The 25,890-nt window shown below is 49.4% G+C and carries 19 protein-coding genes; 8 read left to right on the top strand and 11 right to left on the bottom strand.

What is annotated here, in order from left to right; all coding sequences use genetic code 11:
• The first annotated feature begins 74 nt into the window (after window positions 1–74).
• Window positions 75–413: a DUF805 domain-containing protein gene (locus IEX02_RS18435; protein ID WP_188698742.1), complete on the top strand. Its 339-nt coding sequence runs from the start codon at window positions 75–77 to the stop codon at window positions 411–413.
• Window positions 414–455: 42 nt separating this feature from the next.
• Here the strand turns inward: IEX02_RS18435 and IEX02_RS18430 are convergent, their stop codons facing one another.
• A complete protein-coding gene (locus IEX02_RS18430) occupies window positions 456–2,633 on the bottom strand; it encodes a M3 family metallopeptidase (protein ID WP_188698739.1) in 2,178 nt (725 codons plus the stop codon).
• A gap of 309 nt (window positions 2,634–2,942) precedes the next feature.
• On the opposite strand from IEX02_RS18430, the gene IEX02_RS18425 reads away from it, so the two are divergent.
• The 3 genes from IEX02_RS18425 (at window position 2,943) to IEX02_RS18415 (ending at window position 6,550) form a co-directional block, all read left to right on the top strand.
• Window positions 2,943–4,865: a PrkA family serine protein kinase gene (locus IEX02_RS18425; RefSeq protein WP_188698736.1), complete on the top strand. Its 1,923-nt coding sequence runs from the start codon at window positions 2,943–2,945 to the stop codon at window positions 4,863–4,865.
• Between the two features lie 16 nt (window positions 4,866–4,881).
• Complete coding sequence (locus IEX02_RS18420; RefSeq protein ID WP_188698733.1) at window positions 4,882–6,150, top strand: YeaH/YhbH family protein; 1,269 nt, start codon at window positions 4,882–4,884, stop codon at window positions 6,148–6,150.
• 133 nt (window positions 6,151–6,283) lie between these two features.
• Window positions 6,284–6,550 (top strand): hypothetical protein, encoded by a 267-nt coding sequence (locus IEX02_RS18415; RefSeq protein ID WP_188698729.1) that lies wholly within the window; start codon window positions 6,284–6,286, stop codon window positions 6,548–6,550.
• 175 nt (window positions 6,551–6,725) lie between these two features.
• Here the strand turns inward: IEX02_RS18415 and IEX02_RS18410 are convergent, their stop codons facing one another.
• The 5 genes from IEX02_RS18410 to IEX02_RS18390 form a co-directional block, all read right to left on the bottom strand.
• Complete coding sequence (locus tag IEX02_RS18410) at window positions 6,726–7,295, bottom strand: DUF1232 domain-containing protein (protein WP_188698726.1); 570 nt, start codon at window positions 7,293–7,295, stop codon at window positions 6,726–6,728.
• A gap of 138 nt (window positions 7,296–7,433) precedes the next feature.
• Window positions 7,434–9,032, bottom strand: a complete 1,599-nt coding sequence (ushA, locus tag IEX02_RS18405) for a bifunctional UDP-sugar hydrolase/5'-nucleotidase UshA (RefSeq protein WP_188698724.1) — start codon at window positions 9,030–9,032, stop codon at window positions 7,434–7,436.
• Between the two features lie 105 nt (window positions 9,033–9,137).
• Window positions 9,138–11,210, bottom strand: coding sequence for a M13 family metallopeptidase (locus IEX02_RS18400; RefSeq protein ID WP_188698720.1), 2,073 nt, complete (start codon window positions 11,208–11,210; stop codon window positions 9,138–9,140).
• 95 nt (window positions 11,211–11,305) lie between these two features.
• Window positions 11,306–13,027 (bottom strand): DUF4153 domain-containing protein, encoded by a 1,722-nt coding sequence (locus IEX02_RS18395; protein WP_188698716.1) that lies wholly within the window; start codon window positions 13,025–13,027, stop codon window positions 11,306–11,308.
• Window positions 13,028–13,101: 74 nt separating this feature from the next.
• Window positions 13,102–14,016, bottom strand: coding sequence for a pirin family protein (locus IEX02_RS18390; RefSeq protein WP_188698713.1), 915 nt, complete (start codon window positions 14,014–14,016; stop codon window positions 13,102–13,104).
• A 222-nt stretch (window positions 14,017–14,238) separates the two neighbouring features.
• Here IEX02_RS18390 and IEX02_RS18385 point away from each other — a divergent pair, with 222 nt between their 5' ends.
• The 3 genes from IEX02_RS18385 to IEX02_RS18375 all read left to right on the top strand — a co-directional run bounded on the left by IEX02_RS18385 (window position 14,239) and on the right by IEX02_RS18375 (window position 17,573).
• Window positions 14,239–15,759, top strand: a complete 1,521-nt coding sequence (locus IEX02_RS18385) for a SpoVR family protein (RefSeq protein WP_188698710.1) — start codon at window positions 14,239–14,241, stop codon at window positions 15,757–15,759.
• Between the two features lie 141 nt (window positions 15,760–15,900).
• Window positions 15,901–16,521: an HvfX family Cu-binding RiPP maturation protein gene (locus IEX02_RS18380; RefSeq protein ID WP_188698707.1), complete on the top strand. Its 621-nt coding sequence runs from the start codon at window positions 15,901–15,903 to the stop codon at window positions 16,519–16,521.
• A gap of 227 nt (window positions 16,522–16,748) precedes the next feature.
• A complete protein-coding gene (locus IEX02_RS18375) occupies window positions 16,749–17,573 on the top strand; it encodes a hypothetical protein (protein ID WP_188698705.1) in 825 nt (274 codons plus the stop codon).
• Here the strand turns inward: IEX02_RS18375 and IEX02_RS18370 are convergent.
• Entirely contained in the window at window positions 17,570–19,957 is a 2,388-nt protein-coding gene (locus tag IEX02_RS18370; protein WP_188698702.1) for a Lon protease family protein, read from the bottom strand. The genes IEX02_RS18375 and IEX02_RS18370 overlap by 4 nt on opposite strands.
• 245 nt (window positions 19,958–20,202) lie before the next feature.
• Here IEX02_RS18370 and IEX02_RS18365 point away from each other — a divergent pair, with 245 nt between their 5' ends.
• Window positions 20,203–20,658 (top strand): SRPBCC domain-containing protein, encoded by a 456-nt coding sequence (locus tag IEX02_RS18365; RefSeq protein ID WP_188698699.1) that lies wholly within the window; start codon window positions 20,203–20,205, stop codon window positions 20,656–20,658.
• 29 nt (window positions 20,659–20,687) lie between these two features.
• Here IEX02_RS18365 and IEX02_RS18360 read toward each other — a convergent pair whose 3' ends face one another.
• The 4 genes from IEX02_RS18360 to IEX02_RS18345 all read right to left on the bottom strand — a co-directional run bounded on the left by IEX02_RS18360 (window position 20,688) and on the right by IEX02_RS18345 (window position 25,767).
• Complete coding sequence (locus IEX02_RS18360) at window positions 20,688–20,933, bottom strand: DUF3955 domain-containing protein (RefSeq protein ID WP_188698696.1); 246 nt, start codon at window positions 20,931–20,933, stop codon at window positions 20,688–20,690.
• 14 nt (window positions 20,934–20,947) lie between these two features.
• Window positions 20,948–21,943, bottom strand: a complete 996-nt coding sequence (locus IEX02_RS18355) for a CobW family GTP-binding protein (RefSeq protein WP_188698693.1) — start codon at window positions 21,941–21,943, stop codon at window positions 20,948–20,950.
• Window positions 21,944–22,033: 90 nt separating this feature from the next.
• Entirely contained in the window at window positions 22,034–23,371 is a 1,338-nt protein-coding gene (locus IEX02_RS18350; protein ID WP_188698690.1) for a 5-methyltetrahydrofolate--homocysteine methyltransferase, read from the bottom strand.
• Between the two features lie 26 nt (window positions 23,372–23,397).
• The gene (locus tag IEX02_RS18345) at window positions 23,398–25,767 is read right to left on the bottom strand and encodes a TonB-dependent receptor (protein WP_188698687.1); all 2,370 of its coding nucleotides are present in this window, start codon (window positions 25,765–25,767) and stop codon (window positions 23,398–23,400) included.
• Between the last annotated feature and the right edge of the window lie 123 nt (window positions 25,768–25,890).

The following is a 25,890-nucleotide window of genomic DNA, read 5'->3' as shown; positions in this document are numbered from 1 at the left end:
TAATCCCGCGTGGTCGACACGCACTTTTCTGATATAAAACTCATTCTAATCAATACCTTAAATAAGGAAATTAAATGCAGTGGTATAAGAAGTTTTTCACTGACTATTTCACCTTCTCCACCCGTTCCAGACGCGAAGAGTACTGGATGGTGTTTCTTATCAACTTTATCGTGTCGCTGGTGCTAAGTCTGCTCGGCGGTATCCCTGGCATGATCTACTCATTGGCCGTTTTTATCCCCAGCATTGCCATTATGGTACGCCGTCTGCACGACACCGGTCGCAGTGGTTGGTGGGCGTTGTTGCTGATTATTCCACTGATTGGTTTCCTGGTAATACTGTTCTTCCTGATTCAGGACAGCCAGACCGAAGAAAACCAATGGGGACCTAATCCCAAAGCCTCACTGGCAGAATAACAAAAAGGCCGCATCAGCGGCCTTTTTTACATCTCCTGCTCACTACATTTTAACGCTTTTGCCAACCGCAAAACCGCGATCCCGCATCAAGGCATCAACCTTGGCATCGCGACCACGAAAATCACGGTATGCCTTTGCAGGATCCTGGGCATTGCGCACAGAGAACAGATGCTTAACCAACTTATCCGCCATGGCTTGGTCATAGAATCCCCCTGGCGCATCGGCAAATGCCTGGGCCGCGTCGGAGGTTAATACCTCGGCCCACATATAACCATAATAACCGGCCGAATAACCTTCACCAGAGAACACATGGCCAAACTGCGGGGTGCGATGACGCATCACCACTTCTTCAGGCATGCCCAGCGCAGCTAAGGTATCGCGCTCAAAAGCATCAGCGTCTATGTTTGCTGGATCCGCCATATGTAATTTCAAATCAATAAGGGCTGAAGCCAGATACTCCGTAGTTTTAAAGCCCTCATTAAACGTGGCAGCCTGCTTAATTTTGGCCACTAATTCCGATGGAATCGGCTGACCGGTTTTGTGGTGTACCAGGTAATTGTTAATCACCTCATCTGTCAGCAACCAACGTTCCAGCAACTGAGATTGAAATTCCGTGTAGTCCCGCACACCGCTGTTTAGGGTGGGATACGCAACCTTAGAAGAAAGTGCGTGCAGGGCGTGACCAAATTCATGGAAAAACGTGGTGGCATCATCCCAGGAAATCAGCACAGCTTCTCCTGGCGCCCCTTTTACAAAGTTTGAATTATTGGAGGAAAGAACCGCTTTCGCGCCATCAAAACTGGTATAGCTGCGATAGCTAGTCGCCCAGGCCCCACTGCGCTTACCCTGACGGGCAAAAGGATCCAGATACCACAAGCCAACGATCTCGCCGCTGTCTTTGTCTTTGACTTCAAAAACCTGCACATCTGCATGAAACACCGGCACGGTACCCGCCGGCACTGGGCTGAAAGTAAAATTAAATACCCGTCCTGCCACATAGAACATCGCTTCACGCAACTTATCCAGTTGTAGGTACTGTTTCACTTCATTGGAGTCCAGGTCGTACTTGGCCTTTCTCACTTTTTCAGCATAGAAACGATAATCCCAGGGCTGAATGCGAATGTTGGCCCCTTCATTATCGGCGATGGCTTGCATATCACCCACTTCCTCAGCCACCCGAGCAATGGCGGCCGGCCACACAGATTCCATCAGCTTCATGGCATTTTCGGGATTTTTTGCCATACGGTTAGACAAACGCCACTGGGCATAATTGTCATAGCCCAGCAGATTCACCCGCTCATGACGCAGCTTCAGGATATGGGCAATGATGGCATTGTTGTCATTGGCATCTCCGTTGTCACCGCGGCTGTAATAAGTACGCCAGACCTTCTCGCGAAGCCCACGTTCGGTTGAAAAGGTCAAGAAGGGGTCCATTGAAGAACGGGTATTGGTAATAGCAAACTTACCTTCCTGTCCCCTGTCTTTGGCAGCCTGTGCAGCCGCTTTTACCAAAGATTCAGGCAATCCGCCCAACTGCCCTGGCTCTAAGAACAGTACATAATTTTCTTCGTCGGCCAGTACATTGTTGGCAAACTGGGTGTGTAACTTGGACAGTTCCAGATTAATCGCCGCGTAACGGGCTTTTTCCTCACCAGATAAGGTCGCACCATTGCTGGCGAAGCTATCATAAATCAAGTAAACCAGGCGCTGTTGATCGGCTCGCAGGGTTTTCAGGTCGTCACTTTCATAAACAGTCTTAATGCGGTCGAACAATTTGTCGTTCTGAATAATCCTGGAGTTAAATGCCGCCAATTGCGGGGCCATTTCCTTTTGGATAACACGAAATTCCGGACTGGATAAGTTAGAACGAAGAATACCGTAATAGGTGAACACTCTGTCCAAATCTTTACCACTGCGCTCATAAGCGACAATAGTGTTTTCAAAGCTTGGTGGTTCTGGGTTAGTGGCAATGGCATCTAACTCGGTCAGTTGACGCTGCATACCTGCTTGCAAAGCGGGTTTAACCTGCGACAGGGACATCTGTTCAAAGGCAGGTAAACCATCATAAGGTCCGCTCCATTGAGCAAGCAGGGGATTAACCGCTTGTTCAGACTGCAGATGCGCAGTCTGTTCATTTATACCGTGCTGACAGGCAACCAAGGGACCAAGTAGAGCGGCCACCACGGCGAATTTAATAAGGGGGAAAGACACTTTTTGCATCGGCTTGCTTCTCACGGCAACTAAAAACCGGCAGTTTACCCAGCGTTTACGCTGATGCCCACCAAAGCCGAGATAGAGTCCATATTGATTTAGTTAGGAATTGTTTCCGTCGCGGCGTTCAGACACTTGATCTAACCAAGGTTGACTAATTGTTCCAGCCTACACTGAAACATTTTTTGCAATGAAATCTGTAAATTGCAACACAGAGCGGAAAAATAGGGTCTAACCTTTAGGTAAAGGCAAGCTGAAACATTAGGCCTTCTCTTTTCATCAATCATGTGATTCCAGTTGATTATCCCGGAGGTGGTTATGGGTATTTTCGAGCACTACCAACAACGATATGAAGCTCATAAAGAAGAAGAATACAGTATCAGCGAATTTCTCGAGCTGTGCAGACAGGACAAAACCGCTTATGCCAATGCGGCCGAGCGACTGCTGCTGGCTATTGGTGAACCAGACATGCTGGACACCTCCCAGGATCCCGCACTAAGTCGAATATTCTCTAACCGCACTATCGCCCGCTATCCATCTTTTTCGGATTTCTTTGGCATGGAAGACGCTATCGAACAGATAGTCTCTTACTTGAAGCACTCGGCACAGGGGCTGGAGGAGAAAAAGCAAATCCTTTATTTGCTGGGACCGGTAGGAGGAGGAAAATCGTCCTTGGCTGAAAAGCTCAAGGAGCTGATGCAAAAAGTCCCCATCTACTGCCTAAAAGACTCACCGGTTAACGATCATCCGCTGGCACTTTTCAATGCCGATGAAGACGGTGAGATTCTTGAGAAAGAATACGGCATTCCCAAACGCTACTTAAAAACCATTATGTCGCCTTGGGCCAGAAAACGCCTGCACGAGTACAATGGTGATATCTCAAAATTCAGGGTGGTGAAATTGCATCCGTCGGTTCTGGATCAGATTGGCGTAGCCAAAACCGAACCTGGCGACGACAACAATCAGGATATTTCCTCCCTGGTGGGTAAAGTGGATATCCGCAAGCTGGAAACCTTTGCCCAAAATGATCCGGATGCCTATAGCTATTCCGGCGCACTGTGTAAGGCCAACCAAGGCTTAATGGAATTTGTGGAGATGTTCAAGGCGCCCATCAAAGTCTTGCACCCTTTGCTAACGGCTACCCAGGAAGGGAATTACAATCCCACCGAAGGTTTCTCTGCACTACCCTTTGACGGCATTATTCTGGCTCACTCTAATGAGTCCGAATGGATGAGTTTTCGCAATAACCGGAATAACGAGGCCTTCCTTGACCGGGTATACATTGTTAAAGTGCCTTACTGCCTGCGCATCAGCGAAGAGCAGAAGATCTATCGCAAATTGATTGAAAACAGTGAATTAACCGGTGCCCCCTGCTCTCCGGGTACGCTCGAGATATTGTCTCAGTTCAGTGTGTTATCTCGTCTCAAAGAGCCGGAAAACTCCAGTATTTACTCAAAAATGCGGGTCTATGACGGCGAAAGCCTCAAAGATACCGACCCGAAAGCCAAGTCATATCAGGAATATCGGGACTATGCTGGCGTCGACGAGGGTATGGAAGGCTTGTCCACCCGTTTTGCCTTTAAGATTTTGTCCAAGGTCTTCAATTTTGACCCGCAAGAAGTCGCTGCAAACCCGGTACATCTTTTTTATGTGTTGGAACGTCAGGTGGAGAGGGAACAATTCCCACAGGATACCACTGAGCGCTACAAGGAGTTCCTCAAAGGATACCTTGTGCCTAAATACGTAGAGTTCATTGGTAAAGAAATCCAGACTGCGTATCTGGAGTCTTACTCTGAATATGGTCAGAACCTATTTGACCGTTACGTAACCTATGCAGACTTTTGGATCCAGGATCAGGAATACCGTGATCCTGAAACCGGTCAGCTGTTTGATCGCGAAGCCCTAAACGCCGAGCTGGAAAAAATAGAAAAGCCCGCTGGCATCAGTAACCCCAAAGATTTTCGTAACGAGATCGTCAACTTTGTTCTGCGGGCCAGAGCTAACAATAAAGGCAAAAACCCGGCATGGACTAGCTATGAGAAGCTGCGCACCGTTATCGAGAAAAAGATGTTCTCAAACACCGAGGATTTGTTGCCTGTCATTTCCTTTAATGCCAAGAGCAGTGCCGAAGATCAGAAGAAGCATGATGATTTCGTCAAACGCATGACGGAAAAAGGCTATACCCAAAAACAGGTGAGACTATTGTGTGAATGGTATCTACGCGTCCGTAAATCATCCTGAAGCGCGAGGTAGTAGTATGGCGCACTTTATTGACCGCAGAGCGAATAGCAAAGGGAAGAGCACGGTTAACCGACAACGCTTTATCCGCCGCTATAAGCAGCAGATCAAGAAAGCCGTGTCGGATGCAGTATCCAGACGCAGTGTTACTGACATTGACACAGGGGAAAGCGTGAATATCCCCACCCGGGATATCAAAGAACCCATATTTCATACCGGTAAGGGCGGTGTGCGGGATATGGTTCATCCTGGGAATGACCAGTTTACTCAGGGTGACCGTATCCAGCGTCCGCTTGGTGGCCAGGGTGGTGGTGCAGGACAAGGCCAAGCCTCTGACAGTGGCGAAGGACAAGACGAGTTTGTCTTTCAAATCTCCAAAGACGAATACCTGGACTTGCTGTTTGAAGACCTGGCTTTGCCCAACTTGAAGAAGAATCAACTGGATAAGTTGGTCGAATACAAGACATACCGGGCGGGTTTTAAAACCGATGGCGTACCTAGCAACCTGGATATTGTGCGCTCATTACGCGGCTCCATGGCCAGGCGTATCGCCCTAACCGGCGGAAAACGCAAGGAACTGCGTGAACTTGAAGACCAGTTACAAGCCCTCAAAGATGACAAGCATGATCATGAACTGGAGATAATGGGGCTGGAAAAACAGATCGCAGAGCTCAAGTCACGCATTGCCAGAGTTCCATTTCTGGATACCATTGACCTGCGTTTTCGCAATTTCGAAAAGCGTCCGCTGCCTACCAGCAAGGCCGTGATGTTTTGTCTGATGGATGTGTCTGGTTCAATGGACCAGGCTACCAAAGATATGGCCAAGCGTTTTTATATTCTGTTGTATCTGTTTTTAACCCGCACTTACAAAAATGTCGAGGTGGTCTACATTCGTCACCACACCCAAGCCAAAGAAGTGGATGAACAGGAGTTCTTCTATTCCCAGGAAACGGGTGGCACTATTGTCTCCAGCGCCCTGAAACTGATGGATGAAATCGTCCAGGCTCGCTACCCGCAAGGGGAATGGAATATTTACGCCGCACAGGCGTCTGATGGCGACAACTGGGCTGATGACTCTCCGCAATGCGGTAGTTTACTACAAGAGCGTTTGCTCCCCAGAGTGCGTTACTACGCTTACATAGAAATTACCCAGCGTCAGCATCAAAGTTTATGGCGCGAATACGAAGCCCTAGCCGAGTTATACGACAACTTTGCCATGAAGCATATTCGCAGTGTAGAAGACATTTATCCGGTCTTTAGGGAGCTATTTAAAAAACAGGCGGTGTAGAGAGTACTTTACTCCCCCAATAACATTTTAATTACATCTGCCTACTTGTTGTACATTACCTGTTTAGTGTAGCGTTGTACCTGAAGCCAAAGGACTTCACACATTCACTTAAAAAAACAGGGAAACTAGTCGCATGAAAAAACTGCTACTTATTATGGGCGTTGCCCTAACCATGCTGGGTTGCGCAGGAAACAAAGCTGATAGCCAAACTGCAGCCACCAATCAGAATGCAGAGAAAGAGGATTTGATTTGCCGTGCTGAAAGAACCACTGGCAGCATGCTGAAACATAAAAAGTGTAGAACTCAAGCACAGGTTGATGCAGAAAGAGAACAAGCACGTAATACCATGCATTCTATTCACTCCAGCATTACTGGAGCGACAGGTACTGACAAGCGTTAATAGATTAACGCCAACTCAGAAATACAAGCCCCTCACTTCAGTGTTTGCAATGAGAGGGGCTTGGACAATTTCCAACCTCATCTTTCGACAATATTAACCAGATGAGTTAATAGCATCGGCTTTTGTTAGTCGTAGTAAACAATCTACAACACGCAAGCGCACTCAAAAAGTGCTATCACCCCCGGAATGAGAAAAATGAACGGAATCCGGCTGAACTGCCACCCGCTCGCTTTTCAGAACGGCGACGGCGCATCCAGGAATGTAATTCCTGCCGCTTTGCCTCCAGCCAATCAGCTTTGCTGGTATGAGCACCTTCACCACGACGTTCAATTTCCTGACGGCGATAGGCGCAAAACTCATCATACGCCTTCAAATCATCTGCCAGCTCGCGTGCCACCAGCTCAATCATAATGGCGTCATCCAAAAAGCCTAACACCGGTAAACGGTCATCAATCAGGTCTTCTGCTTGGGAGAAATATGCCAGCGCACTGAGTACATCTACTTTCTCCTCTTCCGTTAAGTCCCAGTCATTATCTTCCACCATGTTAACCAGTTGCTCTAACTGCTTTAAGCGACTGGCAACAAAATCTGGCACTTGGTCCTGCACTTCCCCTGCCAGTTTACGCGCCGCATTCAGAACGTCGGAACGATCCAGTTCTCTGACCGCTGCCTGCGTTTTTTGCATCATATCGCGATAATAATCCAGGTCTTGTTCCTGTAACTCAAAATTAATCGTTAGTGCCATGGTGTTGTTCCCTGAGTAATAAACAATAAATAGCCCGATGCAAACCGGGCGTTAATGCAGAATTATGAACAATTAACAAACACTAAATCAACCATGCATTTACATTTAGAAACTAAGGATATGTAAATGCCTCAATAATTAATAATCCCGCGGTTGATAGGCATCAGCGTCGATGGGACTCTGCTGGATAACAAATTCACGTAGCACATCGGCATCCACAAACCCCGTATTCACATAGCCCGGATGGCCCGTGAGCACCGGATACCCATCCCCGCCAGAGGCGTTATAACTGTTTAAAGCCAAACGATATACTCGCTCCATTTGCAGTGGCTCGCCGCCAATGAATACTTGCTGAAGTTGCCCATCGCTTAACGTCATACTGACCCGATAAAACTGTGCATAAGCGCCAGTGTCTGCAGGTTTTGCAGCCACTTGTGTCAGGTAATCAAACAGTTCCGTTCCACGCATATCCACATAAGTCAGCGTATTACCAAAGGGCTGAACCTTAAGAATATCCTTGTAACTGATAGGTCCGGACGCAATAGAGTCACGGATCCCGCCCCCACTGATAACCGCCAGATCAGCAGCGGCTTTATGTAACTGCGCCGCACCAATCAAGCGTCCAAGATTAGTTTGCACAAACCTTACCTGTGTTCTGTCTCCATCCAATCTGCCCCGCGTTTCCCCCAGCGTCACAGACAATTGCTGGCGGCCAACGTCCTGATAGGGTGTCAGTAGCGCCAGCATTTGCGCATGCTCTGAAATTGGGGGCAGATCTGTGCCCTTAAGGTTTACCGGCAACAGCTGGTAATCATGCAGTTTCAGCTCTCCCTGCTGGAACACAAAATCAGCGCGTCCGACGTATTTTCCCCACTCATGGGCTTGCATAATCCAGATACCGTTTTGGCGATCCGGTCGACAAGGACGGCCTGGCAGATAATCAACCTGTCGAACGTTCTCTTGCTCCATGCAAAGCGGCTCCTGCGAATGACCGCCAATAACCATGGCTACACTCGCCGTTGGCAATGCACGTGCCAGGGATACATCTCCTGGTGCATTGATAGCGTGCTGGCCATCGTCATAATGGCCCATATGCGTCAGGGCAATAATCAAATCAGGCTGCTCCTCGCGCTGAAGCTGTGCCACCAATTTAACCGCTTCAGCCTTAGGGTCGCGAAACTCCAACCCCCGAATATATTCAGGATTGCCAATTTTAGCGGTATCTTCAGTGGTCAGGCCGAATACCGCAATACGTACCCCTTGCCGCTCAAACATTTGGTAGGCCTGGTAACGACGCTGTCCGGTTTTCCGGCCATAAATATTGGCTGACAGCATAGGAAACCCCGCCCACTGACGCTGCTGTTCAATGACTTCCAATGGATTGTCGAATTCGTGGTTACCCAGCGCCATAGCGTCATAGCCTAACAAGCGCATACCAAGAAAGTCCGGCTTGGCCTGCTGCATATCTGACTCGGGCACACCGGTATTAATATCTCCTCCGGAGAACAGCAACACCGATCCACCCGCATCAGCCACTTCCTGACGAATCTGTTCAATCAGGGTCTGACGGGCCGCCATGCCATATTCACCCTGGTCATTGCGCCAGAAGCGTCCATGATGATCATTGGTGTGTAATATCGTGAAATGTAATGGCGGCTCGGGCTGATGATTGGCACAAGATAAAAGTGCACTGATAACAGCGGGAATGACCAGCAGGCGCAATCGGGAAAGTCTCATATCAGTTCCAAAAAACTCAGTCCAAGTAATAAAATCAGGGCCGGTCGTGCCGCCCTTAAAGAAAAAGCCGCCTGATATCAGGCGGCTGTGTCGGTCGAGCTATGTTTACCAGATTCGCACACGCTCTTCTGGTGCCAGGTACAATGCATCGCCTGGTTGTACATTAAAGGCTTCATACCAAGCATCATGGTTACGAGGCGCCAACGCACGATAACGACCCGGTGCGTGAGTACCGGCGCGCAACTGATTAAGCATGCTTTGCTCGGTACGCTTCTCTTTCCACACCTGTGCCCAGGCCAGGAAGAAACGCTGGTCGCCCGTTAAACCATCAATGACTGGCGCCTCTTTGCCTTTCAAGCTTAGTTTGTAAGCATGATAAGCCATGGCCAGGCCCCCCACGTCACCGATGTTTTCTCCCAGGCTGTTGCGACCATTAACAAAGTTTCCTTCGATGGGCTCATAAGCACTGTACTGCGCAGCCAGGCTATCGGCTTTGGCTTCAAAGGCGGCGCGATCCGAGTCAGTCCACCAGTTACGCTGAATACCCTTGGCGTCAGATTTAGACCCCTGGTCGTCAAAACCATGGCCCATTTCATGGCCGATAACCGCACCAATGGCGCCATAGTTAACCGCAGGATCCGCATTAGGATCAAAGAATGGGGCCTGCAAAATAGCAGCCGGGAATACGATTTCGTTGAACGAGCTATTGTAATAAGCGTTTACCTGCTGCGGCGGCATTCCCCAACGCTCACGGTCAGTAGGCTGCAGTTCTTTCTCCACATCTTGGGCGTTAAAGAACTTACGCAGGTTATGCACATTGGCCAGCACATCTGAATCACTGATGGTCAAACCGTCAAATGACTGCCATTTATCTGGATAACCAATCTTGGGACGGAAGGCTTCCAATTTAGCCTGAGCATTAACTTTGGTTTCCTCACCCATCCAGTCCAGTCCTTTAATCCGCTCGCCCAGGGCTGTACGCAGATTTTCCACCAGCTCAGACATTTGCTGCTTGGAACTTTCTGGGAAATACTTCTCCACATAAACCTTACCAATAGCAAAGCCGAGGGATTCGATGCTCGACATTTCGTCCACTGCGCGCTTCCAACGCGGACGAGGCTCCTGCTGACCACTCAGGGTTTTGCCAAAGAAGTCAAAATTCGCCTGATAAACCTCTTCAGGCAGATAATTAGCGTTGCCGCTGATGGTATGGTAAGTCAGGTAATCTTTCCAAACAGCCAAATCAGTATCATTAATAATGCCAATCACTGCTTTTACCGGCTCTGGCTGACTGATATTCAGATTAGGTACCTGCAAACCACTGGGGGCAAAATAGCTGTTCCAGTCATAGTTAGGATAAGCATCAGATAGCTGATCGCGCTCAAGCTGATTCAATGTCAGGTCGCGGTCACGACGTTTTTCACGTGGCCACTGGATTTCAGCAATACGGGTTTCCAGCGCCAGAATTTGCTCGGCTTTTTGCTCGGCATTGTCCACCTTGGCAAAACTCAGCATCTGCGCGATATGTGCCAGGTAAGCCTGACGAATATTAGCAAAGCGTTCGGTATCTTCCAGGTAATAATCACGATCAGGCAGACCTAAGCCGCCGACACCAACACTGAGCTGATATTGGTTAGGATCCAAACGGTTGTACCACAAGCCAGCATAGATAGGTGAACGTGTGCCCGTTAGCCAGGCATTACCAAATACCTCAGTCAAGGATTTTACCGAATCAATCGCGGCAATATTATTCAATGTGGATTGAATGGGGCTGAGGCCTTTTGCATTGATGCTGTCCATATCCATATAGGCATGGTAAAAATCAGCAATGAGTTTCTTCTCGCCGGTTAAGTTTTTAGCCGATGCCAACTCATCAATAATCTGTTTAACCTGCTCTTCGCTCTTATCCGCTAATTCGCTGAAAGCACCATAACGCGTCTTATCAGCAGGCATTTCAAAGTTGTCATACCAGGTACCGCTGGCATACATAAAGAAATCATCACCAGGTTTTACCGCTTCATTGCGTGCTGTCAGGTCAACCCCAAAACTACCCAGTTCGGCGTTACCCTTTTGCACCTGCTCAGTAGGCGCCTGGCTCACCTGAGGTGCCTTGTTATCACCACAGGCGGCTAATACAAAAGTTGAAGCAATCAGTGATGCCAATAGTGTTTTCTTCATTCGTTCCTCTTTTATTATGTCGTTATTGTTATCTTGCCGTTCCAGCCTGAACCCTGACCTTACGGGAAATCATACCCGGATGCCAGGCACCGCATTTATTCCGGCTCGGTGTAAAGTGTCAAGCCTTTCACACGAATCTGCTGCCATTTGGGTAAAACCACAGCAAAGTCAGATGATTTTATCGCCGCGGTTAGCGCTTTTAGATCCGTATCCGGCGCAATCCGCAGGTGTAGAGACTTCACCTGCCAGCCGTCGTCCGTTAAATAATACAAACTGAACTCAGGCTGGTGTATGCTTTCCTCCATTAACAGGAAATCTTGCTGACCATCGCTATTGAGATCCACTGCTTTGAGGTAATAGCCCTGATTTTGCGCTAAACGCCAGGGCTGCTCATGCAAGTGTTGGGTAATAGCCGCCAACAGGCCGTCCGGCCAAGTGCTTTCAGCCCCTTCTATCACCTTTGCTAGTTGCACCTGAAACGCTGCCAGATCCATCTCCTCGTTTTTTTGGTAGAGCGCGTCAATTCGCATACTCAGCTCAGGGTAGGTTTGCCCATAGTCCGCACGAATTTTCTGTAGGGCACGATAACCTGGTCCGGCGAGCTGAGAGTGAAAATAGTGAATGTCGACCTCGTCTGCTGCCAGTTTGTCCTGACTCAGTCTGGCCATCTGGCTATTAGCCGAGATCTGCATAAAATTCAGTAGCGGTGAATTGACCAACAACATAGCCAGTAATACCGTCAGTCCCATGGGGATATTGACTCTGCCCAGCCCCTGCAGCCAATTGTCCTTATGCCGCAAGATCTGACTGGCATACCCCAGAGCAAAAAGACTCAGCAGTAGCCATAACAACACTGCCCAGCAACGTGATACCGACCAGCCATATTGCGCCACCCGCATGTACAGGCCATAGGCGCTAATCAAGCTATACACCGGCATCAACAACAAACTCAGATAAATCAGGCGGTGCAGCCAACGCGGGTAAATGTGTGGGTCAGCCTGATGCTGGTAAGTCGCGTTGACAAAGAACAACAGTAACGCCAGCATCCATAAAATCAGGGTACTGCCACCGGACTCCCAAAGCGGTGCTAAGCCGGTAAAAGGCAAGGTTGCCAAAAATAACACCGACACCAGCACTAACATCACCAGCATCCATTTCACCAGCAACTGCTGAATATGCACTATGGTGTCGACAATGCCAGACTGCCGGCGAAACAGACCAATCCCCAATCCCATGGCCATTGACAGCACAGGATAGTAGAACCAACTGGTGGTAAACAACTGTTCAAAAAACTTCAGGCCTATGGCATCAAAAAGCGCGGCACATAGCATTAGCAGCAACCAGATACCCAGGCTAAAGAGCAGGGCTAACCCCATGGTCAGAAAGTTTCGCCATGAATGAGCGAACAACTCAGAATAGTTAATATTGGCCGTTTTCAGGCTAGGAATGCCAAGTTGCAGATACATCAGGCTTTTAAAGGTAGCGATGGTCAGCGTCACAATCAGTGCCGGCAGTAATATACCTAAACCAACCTCATCCGGCGGGCTTGCCTGACTGCCGACATAGTAACCCAGCAAGCCGGAAACCAAACTAAAGGCCAGGGAACTTTGCAGCATAAAGCGAAAATTGGTGTTACTCAGCCCTAGCAACAACAGCAATGGGCCGGTCAACACCCCAGCGTACAGGGCATAAAGCCAGGCAGGATCTTGATAAGGCCAAAATTGCCATGACATGGCCTGATGCAGGCCCAGTAACATTAACCCTTGAAGTAATGCGATTAACACCAACAATGGGGATGGGATAGCATTTTGCGACACACCGGCACTCCTTTAGCCTGAAACTACCACACCGCATCCTACCAAAGCTGACAGCTCTCGCACCAGTGACAGCACTAATCAGGCAAAGGAATAAACTCGTCCTCATCGCCCGGTACTTGGGCAAATCGCTGCGCTTTCCAATCCGCCATCGCCTGCTCAATCCGCTCTTTACGACTAGAAGCAAAATTCCAGAACATAAAACGTTCACCTAAAGGTTCACCACCTATTAGCGCCAAACGCGTTTCAGCCGTTGCACTGACAAGGATCTCGCAATCTGGCGTCAACAGCGCCAAGCTGTGCTCTGGCACATCAGTACCATTGATAGTCACGCCCCCTTTCGCAACATACACAGCGCGCTCTGGCGTATGGGGCAACACTAAGGTTTGACCTGGTTTGAGAAAAGCTTCCAGATACAGGGTATCACTGAACGTTTTCACCGGAGAGACTACGCCATAGGCCCGTCCCATCATGACTCTGATGGGCACATCGTCAATCGTCACACTGGGAATGGCTTCCACACCATAATGGTAAAAGGCGGGTTTAGTCTCCTCAACCGCTTCGGGTAATGCATGCCAAAGTTGTAAACCGTGCAAGCGGTGCGCCGTTTCCCGCACTTCGGGCCGCTCTCGCTCAGAGTGCACTATGCCTGACCCAGCCACCATCAGATTGATATCCCCAGGCTTAATGGCCTGCAGACTACCAAGCGAGTCTCGATGCAATATCTCGCCTTCAAACAGATAGGTAACAGTGGCTAAATTAATGTGCGGATGAGGGCGTACATCAATCCCCTCCCCCGCACTAAAATCAGCCGGCCCCATATGATCAAAGAAAATCCAAGGCCCCACGGAACGCAGCTTGGCAACAGGCAAACAGCGACGGACATAAAACCCGCCAATATCCTTATCTTTGGGAGACACTATCATTTCAATCCCTGAGCAGGGCTTATCGTGCTCTGTACACTCACCTGCCGCTTTCAATAAGTCTGACATGCCATTTCCTCGTTCGTACTGACACGCATAGTTATGGCTCGCATGCTGTCCGCTGTAAAGCCCAGAACAAAATTTGTCTGTTACTTGAGAAGGCCATGCCCTTGCCAGACCAGAACTTGAACTATACTCCAGACATGGGCCTGTGAATTGCCACAAATTTGTTCTATTTCGGCGGTTTAGGTTATGAGCCGCATACTGAAGACAGATATCAGGAGGAGTGAAATGACCAAACGACGTAAAGGCCATCCCCTGTCTGACGGGCCCGACTGGACTTTTGAATTACTTGACCAGTATCTGGCCAATATCGATCGGGTTGCCAAGCATTACAAGCTGGACACTTACCCCAACCAGATAGAAATCATCACGGCCGAACAAATGATGGATGCTTATGCCAGTATCGGCATGCCCATCAACTATACCCACTGGTCATACGGCAAGAAGTTTATCCAGACCGAGCAAGGCTATAAACGCGGCCAGATGGGTTTGGCTTATGAAATTGTGATTAATTCAGATCCATGTATTGCCTATCTGATGGAGGAAAACACCATTACCATGCAGGCGCTGGTGATGGCTCATGCCTGCTATGGACACAATAGCTTTTTCAAAAACAACTATTTATTTAAAACCTGGACCGATGCCAGTTCAATTATTGACTATCTGGTGTTTGCAAAAAACTATGTGGCTCGCTGTGAGGAAAAATATGGCATTGCCGAGGTGGAAGCCACCCTGGACTCTTGTCATGCGTTGGCCAATTTTGGTGTGGACAGATATAAACGGCCACAAAAACTGTCCTTGCGAGAGGAACAGGAACGTCAAAAAAGCCGCGAAAAATACCTACAATCTCAGGTTAATGAGCTATGGCGGACCTTACCGCAGCGACACGACAACGAAGCCGATCCCAAACGTAAACGCTTCCCCGCCGAACCGCAGGAAAACATTCTGTATTTCATTGAAAAGAATGCGCCGTTGCTAGAGCCATGGCAACGCGAACTGGTGCGTATCGTGAGGAAGGTCTCGCAGTATTTTTATCCTCAAAAACAAACCCAGGTAATGAACGAGGGCTGGGCGTGCTTCTGGCACTACCACATTCTCCACCACCTGTATGACGAAGGAAAAGTCACCGAACGTTTTATGCTGGAGTTTCTGCACAGCCACACCAACGTGGTTGCACAGCCAGACTATAACAGTCCCTACTACTCAGGTATTAACCCCTATGCATTGGGCTTTAATATGTTTATGGATATTAAACGTATTTGCCAGCACCCCACCGCCGAGGACAAACAGTGGTTTCCCGAAATTGCCGGTTCTGACTGGCAGCAAACGTTGCATTTCGCGATGCAGAACTTTAAGGACGAGAGCTTTATCAGCCAGTTTCTGTCTCCTAAGCTAATGCGCGACTTCCGTTTATTTGCGATTCATGACGATGACAAAGACAGTCATTTGCAAGTCGCCGCCATCCACAACGCCGAAGGCTATCAGATACTGCGTGAGAAGCTCTCGGCGCAATACAACCTGAGTAATCTTGAGCCCAATATCCAGGTCTATAACGTCAATGTGCGTGGTGACCGTGCGCTGACGCTGCGCTACGTGCCACACAATCGCATCCCCCTGGCAGACAGCAACAAAGAAGTTATGAAGCATTTGCACCGGCTGTGGGGCTTTGATGTCAAACTCGAAACGGAAGATGAACAGGGCGACATACTGCAGTTGGCACATTGTCCGGAACAACTGGAACAAGCTTGATATAAACGGCAGCCGACAAGCCCCGGGGTACCTTTAACCAGCAAAGACCTGCCCGGGGGCTATTCTGGTGAAAATAGATGAATGCTTTTACGCAAACATCAGGTCAAAGCAACTATAGTTTCACCCCACTCTGGAATACCTATGCTCTTAACGCCCTATGCCCAACGATTTCATCATGGCTTAAACCACAGTCGTCAGCTCGATTTCCTCGGTCCGCTGGCTATGCGCCTGTATCTGGTGCCCATTTTCTGGATGGCGGGAATGAACAAGTTGGACGGCTTTGATGACGTAGTGGAATGGTTCGGCAACCACGAATGGGGTTTAGGTCTCCCCTTTCCAGCGCTGATGGCATGGCTGGCAACCTGGACAGAATTGCTCGGTGCCATTTGCCTATTGCTGGGTGTCGCCGTGCGCTACATCAGTATTCCTTTAATGGCAACCATGCTGGTCGCTGCGGTCAGCGTACACTGGCAAAACGGCTGGCAAGCTATAGCGGATCCCAATGGCATTTTTGTTAATCAGCAAGTGCTGGATTCAACTGACAAACTGGCCATGGCCAAACAACTGCTGCAGGAATATGGCAACTATGAGTGGCTGACTAGCAGTGGCAATTTTGTCATTCTGAATAATGGTATCGAGTTTTCTATTACCTATTTTGTGATGTTGTTAATGTTGTTTTTTACTGGTGCAGGCCGCTACGTGAGCCTGGATTACTGGGTAGCTAAAAAGCTGATTCCGGCGCAAAACCTGCCCCCCAAATAACGTCAGGCGAACACAACTAGCCCGACACGTTTTGCTTAACATTGCAAACGGACAACATGGATATGAAGTTGGGATATGCATCGCTTTAACGCTGCTGGTGGGCTGTGCCAGCTACTCAATTACCCACGGACCTTAGCAAAGGTTAAGCTTTCCCTTACCCTGAACAATACCAATTAGTGTAGGATGCCGCGAACAACATAGCTTCAGACTAAGAGCGCTGCCCACTTATGCGTTACGTTTTTGCCAGTATCCTCATCTTTTCGCTAGTGATAGGGTGGTTGTGGCCATCTCAGTCGGAGCAAGATCCCCCTGCCCCGCTAACGTCCAAGCAGCGTCTTGCGCACGCGGCGTTACCGTCCAGCGCACCTAGCATTAAGCCAGTCACAGACTGGCGTCTGTCGCATCCCTTACAGCTAGGCTTAAGCAAACTCGAGGCTGGCGTACAGCAGCAGGATATCAATGCCACCTATCAGTTGGGCCGCAATTTATCTTGGTGTTTTTACAGTGCCGATAGCGACGAGGCGCACCAGCAAAAATTAGATGAACTTCGTCGAACAGGTGACTCCAGTAGCTCATTTGCCAACAATTACGACAGATACGAATACTGCCGGGGCATCAGCCGAGAGCAGAAGAACCGTTTTGCATCATTACTGATGGATGCTGCCCAGGCAGGACATCCACAAGCGGCGGTGGAAATAGGCAAAGTGTCCGCCAAACTCTATCTGCAGGCCACAGGCCAGGACAATCTGGAACGGGATGCTTATGTAAAGGCCAGGCAAGACTATCTGACGCTTAGGCAACAGCTGTTGGAGAACACCGCGCATCAAGGCAATGTTGACGCCCTACAGTTACTAGTCAGAGATGCAGCAGGACAGCGAATGGGTAACCAGTCAACAGCAAAAGCGCTGGCCTACCTAAAGATGTTGCAGCAGTTAGACCCAGATCTAAGCAATCAGTACCAATGGCAAGAACGACGGTTGCAAAATACCGCCACGGCGGATGATATCGAATTGGCTGAACAACTCAGCCAATCCATGCTGAATCAGCGCTAGTCCTCGTCAGCACCGTTGACGATACTGGCAATCTGACTTAGACGACTCACTGCCAAACTGTTAATACTGCCTTTGGGGAAACGAGCCCGGGGGCTAAGCTCACCGGCTTCACGTCCCATCAGAATTTCTGCGGCCTGATCCACGGTTTCCACCGAATAAATATGGAAACGTCCGGCTTTCACGGCCTGAACCACTTCCTTATCCAGCATCAGGTTCACTTCGTTAGATTTGGGGATAACCACACCTTGCTCACCGGTCAGACCACGATGCGCGCATAGCTTGAAGAAACCCTCAATTTTTTCATTTACGCCGCCGATGCTCTGCACTTGTCCATATTGATTGATGGAACCGGTTACCGCCAAGCCTTGCTTAACCGGGACTAAGGTCAAGGCTGAAAGCAGCGCAACCAATTCCGCCAGTGAAGCGCTGTCACCGTCAATCTGACCATAAGATTGCTCGATAGCAATGTTAGCCGACAACGTCAGCGGAAATAACTGGGCATATTTATGGCCCAGATAGCCGGTTAGCAGCATCACCCCTTTGGAGTGAATAGAGCGGCCCAGTTCCACTTCCCGCTCAATATCCACCACGCCATTAGCACCCACATACACGGTGGACGTAATACGGGCTGGCGTACCAAATAAACTGTCGCCAATTTCCAGCACAGTGAGACCATTAACCTTACCAATGGCTTCACCATCGGTTTCAATCAGGATCTGGCCTTCTTTGATATCGTCCAGCAAGGCCTGGCTGATGCGGCCACTGCGCTGCGTTTTTGCCTCCAGCGCGGCTTCAATATGGGTAACATCCACCTCATCGGTGTTTTGCTTCACACAGAAAAACTGCGCTTCGTGCAACAGTTCGATAACGTCGGCAAAACGCGCCGACAAGCGATGCTGATGCTCGGCCAATCGCAGGCTGTATTCCACCAATCTGTACATAGCCTTAGCAGAGATACCGCTCAGTCCCATCTCCTGAACATGACAGCGTACCCGGCCTACAAAATCGTACAAGGTGTCCTTGTCCAAAGGGATCTCAGAATCAAAGTCTACTAATACCCGGAACAGCTCATGGAATTCGTCTTCATATTCCTGCAAGGTGTAATAGAGATCCCGCGATCCAAGCAGCACCACTTTAACTTTAACCGGGATACTTTGCGGGTTGAGGGTAACCGAATTGACCATGCCAATATCATGTTGTTGGATATCCATCTTCAGCTCACCACGCTTCAGCACCAGCTTGAGCGCTTCCCATACATAGGGTTGCTGAATCATTTTATCCGCGTCCAGTAACAAGTAGCCGCCATTGGCTTTATGCAAAGCACCAGGTCGAATCATACGGTAGTTGGTAAATACCGAACCTTGGACGTTGGTATATTCCACTCTGCCAAACAGATTCTGATAGGTTGGATTGGGCTCATACACCACAGGTGCACCGCCATTTAACTCATGGCTAACCAGAATATTCGGCAGATATTGTTCTTCCAGCACGGTACGGCGGTCAAAGTCTTCGGATTTTTCATCTTTGTTTTCCTCGCCGAGCACCTCAATCACCGTCTCAATCAGGTGGGGTTTCAGTTGACGCAGAAATTTCAGGATCCCTAAGTCCGCGGAATATTTATGCTCCAGCTCTTTCAAAAGCGGTTTGATACCCTGCTCTGCCGTTTCCCGAGTCAGTGCCCGCGCTTGTTCGGAAGACTCTCGCTTCCATTGCGGCAATTCCAGTAATTGCTCACTGAGCTTTTCTTCCAACTGCACGATAATGTCATAAAACTGTTGGCGCTGTTGTTCCGACGCTGTCGCAAACTCTTCATCGGTTATCGGCTTGCCATTCACAATCGGCGAGAAGCTAATGGTGCCGTTCTCTTCATACAAGGCCACGCTGTTGCGCTGGGCAAACTGCTCCACTTCAGCAATCGCCTTCTCATAGCGCTGCTCAAACTGGCGTTTAATATTGGCTTTCTTGCGCTGGTAACCCGGGTTATCAAAGGCGGCAGGAAATGTATCCAGTAACTCATCAACCAGACTATTAAGATCGGTCGACAGTTTACGGCTTTCACCCGCAGGCAAACGCAGCGTAAAAGGCTCTCGCTCATCATCAAAGTTATTGATGTAACACCAGTCGTCTGGGGTCGGCGAGCTGTTTACATGCTTGGCAATATATTCATGCACTAGGGTAAAACGGCCTGTCGCCACCTCGCCCATGACATAAAGATTGTACCCTTTCGCATCAATACCCAAGCCAAAGTTCAGCGCCTCGCGGGCCCGGTGCTGACCGATAAATGTCGCACTTAGCGCCTGCTCATCACTTAACGCCTGATTAATCAGGCGACGACTGGGTTTGGCGGTTAGTTGTAGGGCATTGAGTTCGACGGCTTTTTGCATGAAACGTAGCGATGATAGGAATGTCTTGCACAAGTGAAACCTGAATCCTACAGACTGTCAAACTCCACTGGCTAAAAGCCTGAACATTAGCTGTTTTTTTGCACCAATCCCGACAAAGTTGGCAAAAGCAAGTGACCACACTATGCTGACAGCAATATTTCCAGCGGCACAAACTTATGCGATATCCCTGTCTTGCTCTTTTATGTTGTCTACTTAACACACCACTCTACGCTAAGGTTGTGGCTGTGACTGACCATGGCTTTGTGTTGGAAAATCGGGTTCAGGTTAACTCAACAGCAGAAAAGACCTGGCAAGCGCTGACTCAAGATGTCAGTAAATGGTGGCCGGAGGATCATACCTGGTGGGGCAATAAAGCCAATCTGAGTATTGAGCCAAAGGCCGGGGGGTGTTTTTGTGAAATTAACGGCGACAAGCAAGCCATGCATATGCAAGTAACCTTTGCCGAGCCAGGAAAGCTGCTCAGAATGTCAGGCGGGCTGGGGCCATTGCAAGGTATGGGCCTGTATGGTGCTCTGGATTGGCAACTTCAGGCTAACGAACAAGGTACACAGATTATTCTCACTTACAAAGTACACGGATTTTCCCCCACGGGCTTCGCCGAGCTGGCCCCTGTTGTGGATTATGTACAAGGGCTACAACTAAGCGGGCTAGCCGACTATCTAGATACATCCACGCAATAAACTAAGCGGACGACAACCCGCGCCGGGTTTTAGCATGACTTATCGGACGGATCTGGGTAGGTCTTGAGATGACTCAGTAACCGGTACAACAATGTCACACTGAGCACACAACCTCCCAATACAAAGCTCAGCACCCCAAGAGGCATAAACAGGCTCTCGTGCAGTACGCCATGCACATCCACATACTGATAAAAGTGATGTTCAAGGACTAAAAGTGTGCCGCCTAACAGCCAAAACGCTAAACCAATATACAGCCAAACGGTTGATTTTTTCATGCAGCTATCCCTTTTTAATCTGATCCTCTGCAGCCAAGTGATTGCAACCTAACGTCCAGTTGCTGCCAGTCTTCCGGCTGACTGCTGATACATTCAATACGACTATCTGGCGCATCATTAAGTTCACTGCTGGTTAACACACCGTCGACCTGATTAAACAGCATCCAGCCTCGGTCGGTATGCATAATGGCTTTGAGTCTGTCGAACGATAGCCCCGTCATCAGAGACATCAGCCGCTCATAATTAAAGCAATAGGAACGGGCAAACACCCAGCCACAGCTGTGCATGCCATCGGCATATCCTTGCTTGCTAACAAACCCCGACGCGGGTGCCTGTAACTCGGTAAATGCCTGTGTTGTTGGAGGTGGGGGCGGAGAGAACAGAGATGCCTGAAAACCACTGGCACCTTGCAACCAGGCAAGGGAAATCTGGCCTTGCGTGGTCATTTGCAAAGGCGTATCTACAGGTAAACCAAGTAGGTAGTCCTGTAACTTTTCTATCGAATCAGGCTGATACAGATCCACCTTATTGGCCACAATCACATCAGCAACCTGCAACTGCTGACGAAAAATATCATGCTGAGCATAACGGCTGTCCGTCACCTTGCGAGCATCGACCAAGGTTAGCGTATGTTGAATATCCAATACGCCGCGGTAGTGCTCTGAGGATAAGCTGGCCAACACTTCTGCCGGGTGTCCCAGGCCTGTCGGTTCAATCAGCAACCGATCGGGTTTACTGCGCGCCAGTAGCATATTCAAGGCAATCTGCATGGGTAAACCCGATGCGCAGCACATGCATCCACCCGGTACTTCCTTGATAAACACCTTACCGGGTTCCTGACCGGCTGCCAATAAACTGCCGTCTATACCAATTTCACCAAATTCGTTCACCAGAACAGCCCACACTTCATCGGTGGGTTTATGTTTTAGTAGATAAGAAATGGCGGTGGATTTACCCACGCCCAGAAACCCTGTAATGATATTGGTGGGAACGGCTCGTACAATTTGCATTGCTAATTCCAGGCTGATTTTCCCCATTATGCCCCTAATTGTGCAGGGCTTACAGGGCCTCGCACGACGAGGCCCTGCCGTCAGATGGGATTAATGAGCGTGCCCATCTGCACTTTCACCAACAATACCCAACCAAGTAAGTTTGTTGGGAATGAAGCCAAGGGCGAGCTCGCCGCTGACTGTCGCATCGTGTAAATCCACCATTAGCACGTGTTTTTCAATAGGATCCGCAATGTAGACATAGTCATTGGACAGGGTCATTTCAAAACGGCTACCTTCTGGCATATCAGCCACATCTGCCTCGCTGATATCTAGCTTATGTGCCAACTCCCAATGCAACTCGTCGCCATGCTGATGCGCATTCAGCAAGCTGAGATAGCCTTCGCTGTCAAGTATCACCAGGGTTTCACCATCCAAGCTAACCTCAAACGACAACAGTTTTGCACCATCATGAGGTTGCCAGTCCAGCGCTTCCATCTCACCCGTTTCGGCATTGATAACAAACACACTCGTACCGGCTATACCAAAAAACTGCTCACCTTCAAGGTAAGCGCGCAGGGTACCAATACGCATCCCTTCGGTAAAATCCGTGCTATTGGGAATTTTGCTGGCAGTAAACTGGTCATTGTCTTCGCTTATCACCACCACACCATCAGCGCAGGCAAACGCCACTGCATCATGATTCTGCGCACTACCATGTAAGGCAGGACACAGAGGTTCAAAGGTTTGCTCCTGGTGAAAGTGATCGCCATGGGCGTGAAAGCGAGCAATGCGATCAGGCAGTGTTGAGGTGGTATTGGCATCTCTGAGTGTGGCAAACAAGTTTTCTCCCCGAGCCTGCGCAGCGCCGTGCATATGGGTATCAAATTGGTGTATTGGATAGCCCTCATTGTCTGTTCCTATGTGCGCTTCACTAAACATTGCAACGGATGCACTCACACCATTTTGTCCGTCTCCGTCAAAGAACACCGCAATCTGTTCTTCTCCCAAAGTGACATGGGTTGGTCGACTACCGTATAAACTAAAATCCATTAATGCCGGTGCTTGCTCATAGGGGTGCAGGTGGTCGCCATGATCTTCCTGCCACACCCCACCATCGACCAACTCGACCAGATCGTCATTTCTTTCAACCAACAGGGCATAACGTTTGGTCGGCGATGCATATACAGAGGCGGGCTCATTGGTTAAACCTAAGGTTGCCAACAAGCTATTATCTTCCAATTGATAAAGACTGACTTGGTTGCTGCCTTTACTGGTAACCAACAGACGCCCCGCGTCGCTGACGCTGCCATGATCATGGTCATCTCCATCCCCCGGAACCACTACAGGCTCTTTCTCCACAATCTCAGTAGTGGCATCGCCACAAGCGGCCAACATCGCGGCTGCCACAAAAAGACTCAGGTGTTTTAGTCTGGTTTGCAAAATCATAAAGTATCCTTGTTATACGTCTTTGATCAGAAATATCCACGAATGCCCAATGCCACAGAGCGGCCGGGTAATGGAGCAAGATGTTTTAAAAAAGAGGTGTGGGGTCTGGCTTCCTCGTCCGTCAGGTTGTGACCTTTGAGATAAATGGCCAACTCATGCCCACTGACGCCCAGGTGGTAAGTCAGATTCAGGTCCACCAGTGTGTAACCGTCAGTATCACTCTCAAGGGCTGCGGTACGGTCCTGATTGAAATAACGGGTTACACCCAGATCACCGCTTAGGCTCTGGCCTTCATAAGCCAGGTTTGCCCCCAAACGCAGCGGTGGTGTGCGGGGCAAATCGCCGCCATCTTGTAATCTGGCACGCACGTAATCCCCTTGCAGGGTGAGCTTCCACTCAGACAAAAACTGCCAGAACAATTGCGACTCAAAACCGTGCAACACCACATCGTCCTGAGCAAACAGATAGACGGGTAATTCCTCATCGCCGTGGTCGTGGTCGTGGTCGTGGTCGTGAGAATGATCATGACCACTTTCTGCAAATAAACCGGTGTTTTGCTGGTAGTAGTAATTATCCACACGGTTATAAAAACCATTAAGAATAAAGCCCAGATCACCGCTGAATTTACGTAAGGTTAAATCCAGGTTATTAGCCGATTCGAGATCAACAGCTTGATCGGTTAAGCCAAGATAGGCATCACCATGCTCATCCTGATACAGCTTAAACAAAGCCCCGACTTCGTAGCTACCGGTGCCAATGTGCGGTCCGAATGACAGTAACTCTGAGGCTGCAGGAGCTCTTTGTGAATGGGAAAGCGACAGTCCTAGATTGTAACCCTCGGAAAAATCCCATACCAAACCGGCCGACAAGCTGTAAGGTTCAAATTCATGCTCAGCAGTAAAGCGGCGGATCACCTGATCGCCATGACTGAGGTCCTCATGCCCTTCATCCCCATGCGCATGCACCACAGCTTCAGGAAAAAGTACATTATCAGCCTTTAAGGTCACCCTCTCGATACGGGCACCAAGTTGCGCCAGCAGCGGCCCGAAGTGCCGTTCTTCCATCAACGCCAGTGCGAGGCTGTCAGTAACAGAAGGTGGGGTGAAGGCTTCTGCCCCTGTCGCCGCAAAATCACTGCGTTTGTAATGCAGGCTCAATCCACCGTGCCAGCCCAACACCTCATTGTGCAAAAACTCCACCCGGGCTTCTTTGCTCTCATTGGCAAAAGTTGTTCCTACTAGCCCAGACTCAATTTCAGCATGTTCATAATCGGTATAAGACAGCTTGGTTCTGATGGCGCTAATAAACCCCTGCTCAAAACGCAGTTCACTAAGTAGTTGCACTCTGTCCTGTTGCATATCCGCGGTCACGGCAACATCCTCGTCGCCATGGCTGTGACCGGGAACACCATACTCCCTGTCCAATCGACCGTAGCTAATACCTACATAACCATTGTCGAGTAAATAACTGCCTCCCAAGGTGAATCCATGTGACTGAGCGGCAGAATTCTTAACCTTGTCAGCCCCATCATCAATCCCCTGCTCGGCTGGCCCAGGCACTTTGTAATCATCGCTTTCCCGCCAATACCCATCTAAATGCAAGGCAAACCGGTCCAAACCGCTGTTAAGATTAAAAGCGGCAAGCTTTTGGTCATTAACGGACGTATGTTCTAGTGTCCATTCACCACGGGTCTGATTGTCAGTGGGTACACGGTTATCCACCACGTTTACCACCCCGCCTATTGCCCCGCTGCCGTAGAACAAAGTGGCAGGCCCTCGCAACACTTCAATCTGCGTCGCCGTGCTGGCTTCGGCCGACACCGCATGATCCGGTCCGACCCGCGATGCATCCCCTGCATCCAGGCCGTTTTGGGTAATCAGTACCCGAGGCCCATCCAATCCTCTGATAATAGGCGTGCTGGCAACCGAGCCATGAAAATTACTGTGCACGCCCACTTCGCCAGCCAGCGTATCTCCCAAAGTTGATGCCTGCTTGTTGCGAAGCTTATCGCCACTCAATACCGTAACGGGTAATGCCGACTCGATGGCCGAGGCGTGGAAAGGACTGGCGGTGACATCAACCACTTCAATACTGGTATCAAGCAACACCACACGCACATCAGCCAGTCCCTGAGATGGAATATTCAGACGGACGCTCTTATGCGCAAAGCCCGGTGCCGAAACATGCAGTTCCACCTTACCTTCGCGTACCTGGCTGTAGGAAAACTGACCTTGCTCATTGGCCACTTGCGTGCCGTAGACACCGTGCAATTGAACACTGGCGCCACTTATTGGCTGACCACTCTCATCAACCACTTGTCCTTGTAATGACTGCGCAATGGCAGTTGCACTGAACAAGCTTGATAGACTGATGGCTATCAAGTGCTTTCTCACCATAGCAACCTCAACGTTATATCATATCAATTTAATCAACTGGCTCCTCCTAATCATCAGACAAAAACACTTTCAGTGTCAGAATGACAGACTCAGCGGAAACCCTACCCAAGCAATAACGATACA

Origin of the sequence: Bowmanella pacifica (assembly GCF_014645355.1) — a bacterium.
Taxonomy (GTDB): domain Bacteria; phylum Pseudomonadota; class Gammaproteobacteria; order Enterobacterales; family Alteromonadaceae; genus Bowmanella; species Bowmanella pacifica.
Note: the sequence above shows the minus strand (reverse complement) of the source record. Positions and strands in the feature narration are given on the sequence as shown.

Excerpts from the sequence above, each read along its gene's own strand:
- IEX02_RS18435 (WP_188698742.1), top strand. The coding sequence starts at position 75 with ATGCAGTGGTATAAGAAGTTTTTCACTGACTATTTCACCTTCTCCACC.
- IEX02_RS18430 (WP_188698739.1), bottom strand. The coding sequence starts at position 2,633 with ATGCAAAAAGTGTCTTTCCCCCTTATTAAATTCGCCGTGGTGGCCGCT.
- IEX02_RS18425 (WP_188698736.1), top strand. The coding sequence starts at position 2,943 with ATGGGTATTTTCGAGCACTACCAACAACGATATGAAGCTCATAAAGAA.
- IEX02_RS18420 (WP_188698733.1), top strand. The coding sequence starts at position 4,882 with ATGGCGCACTTTATTGACCGCAGAGCGAATAGCAAAGGGAAGAGCACG.
- IEX02_RS18415 (WP_188698729.1), top strand. The coding sequence starts at position 6,284 with ATGAAAAAACTGCTACTTATTATGGGCGTTGCCCTAACCATGCTGGGT.
- IEX02_RS18410 (WP_188698726.1), bottom strand. The coding sequence starts at position 7,295 with ATGGCACTAACGATTAATTTTGAGTTACAGGAACAAGACCTGGATTAT.
- ushA (WP_188698724.1), bottom strand. The coding sequence starts at position 9,032 with ATGAGACTTTCCCGATTGCGCCTGCTGGTCATTCCCGCTGTTATCAGT.
- IEX02_RS18400 (WP_188698720.1), bottom strand. The coding sequence starts at position 11,210 with ATGAAGAAAACACTATTGGCATCACTGATTGCTTCAACTTTTGTATTA.
- IEX02_RS18390 (WP_188698713.1), bottom strand. The coding sequence starts at position 14,016 with ATGTCAGACTTATTGAAAGCGGCAGGTGAGTGTACAGAGCACGATAAG.
- IEX02_RS18385 (WP_188698710.1), top strand. The coding sequence starts at position 14,239 with ATGACCAAACGACGTAAAGGCCATCCCCTGTCTGACGGGCCCGACTGG.
- IEX02_RS18380 (WP_188698707.1), top strand. The coding sequence starts at position 15,901 with ATGCTCTTAACGCCCTATGCCCAACGATTTCATCATGGCTTAAACCAC.
- IEX02_RS18375 (WP_188698705.1), top strand. The coding sequence starts at position 16,749 with ATGCGTTACGTTTTTGCCAGTATCCTCATCTTTTCGCTAGTGATAGGG.
- IEX02_RS18370 (WP_188698702.1), bottom strand. The coding sequence starts at position 19,957 with ATGCAAAAAGCCGTCGAACTCAATGCCCTACAACTAACCGCCAAACCC.
- IEX02_RS18360 (WP_188698696.1), bottom strand. The coding sequence starts at position 20,933 with ATGAAAAAATCAACCGTTTGGCTGTATATTGGTTTAGCGTTTTGGCTG.
- IEX02_RS18355 (WP_188698693.1), bottom strand. The coding sequence starts at position 21,943 with ATGCAAATTGTACGAGCCGTTCCCACCAATATCATTACAGGGTTTCTG.
- IEX02_RS18350 (WP_188698690.1), bottom strand. The coding sequence starts at position 23,371 with ATGATTTTGCAAACCAGACTAAAACACCTGAGTCTTTTTGTGGCAGCC.
- IEX02_RS18345 (WP_188698687.1), bottom strand. The coding sequence starts at position 25,767 with ATGGTGAGAAAGCACTTGATAGCCATCAGTCTATCAAGCTTGTTCAGT.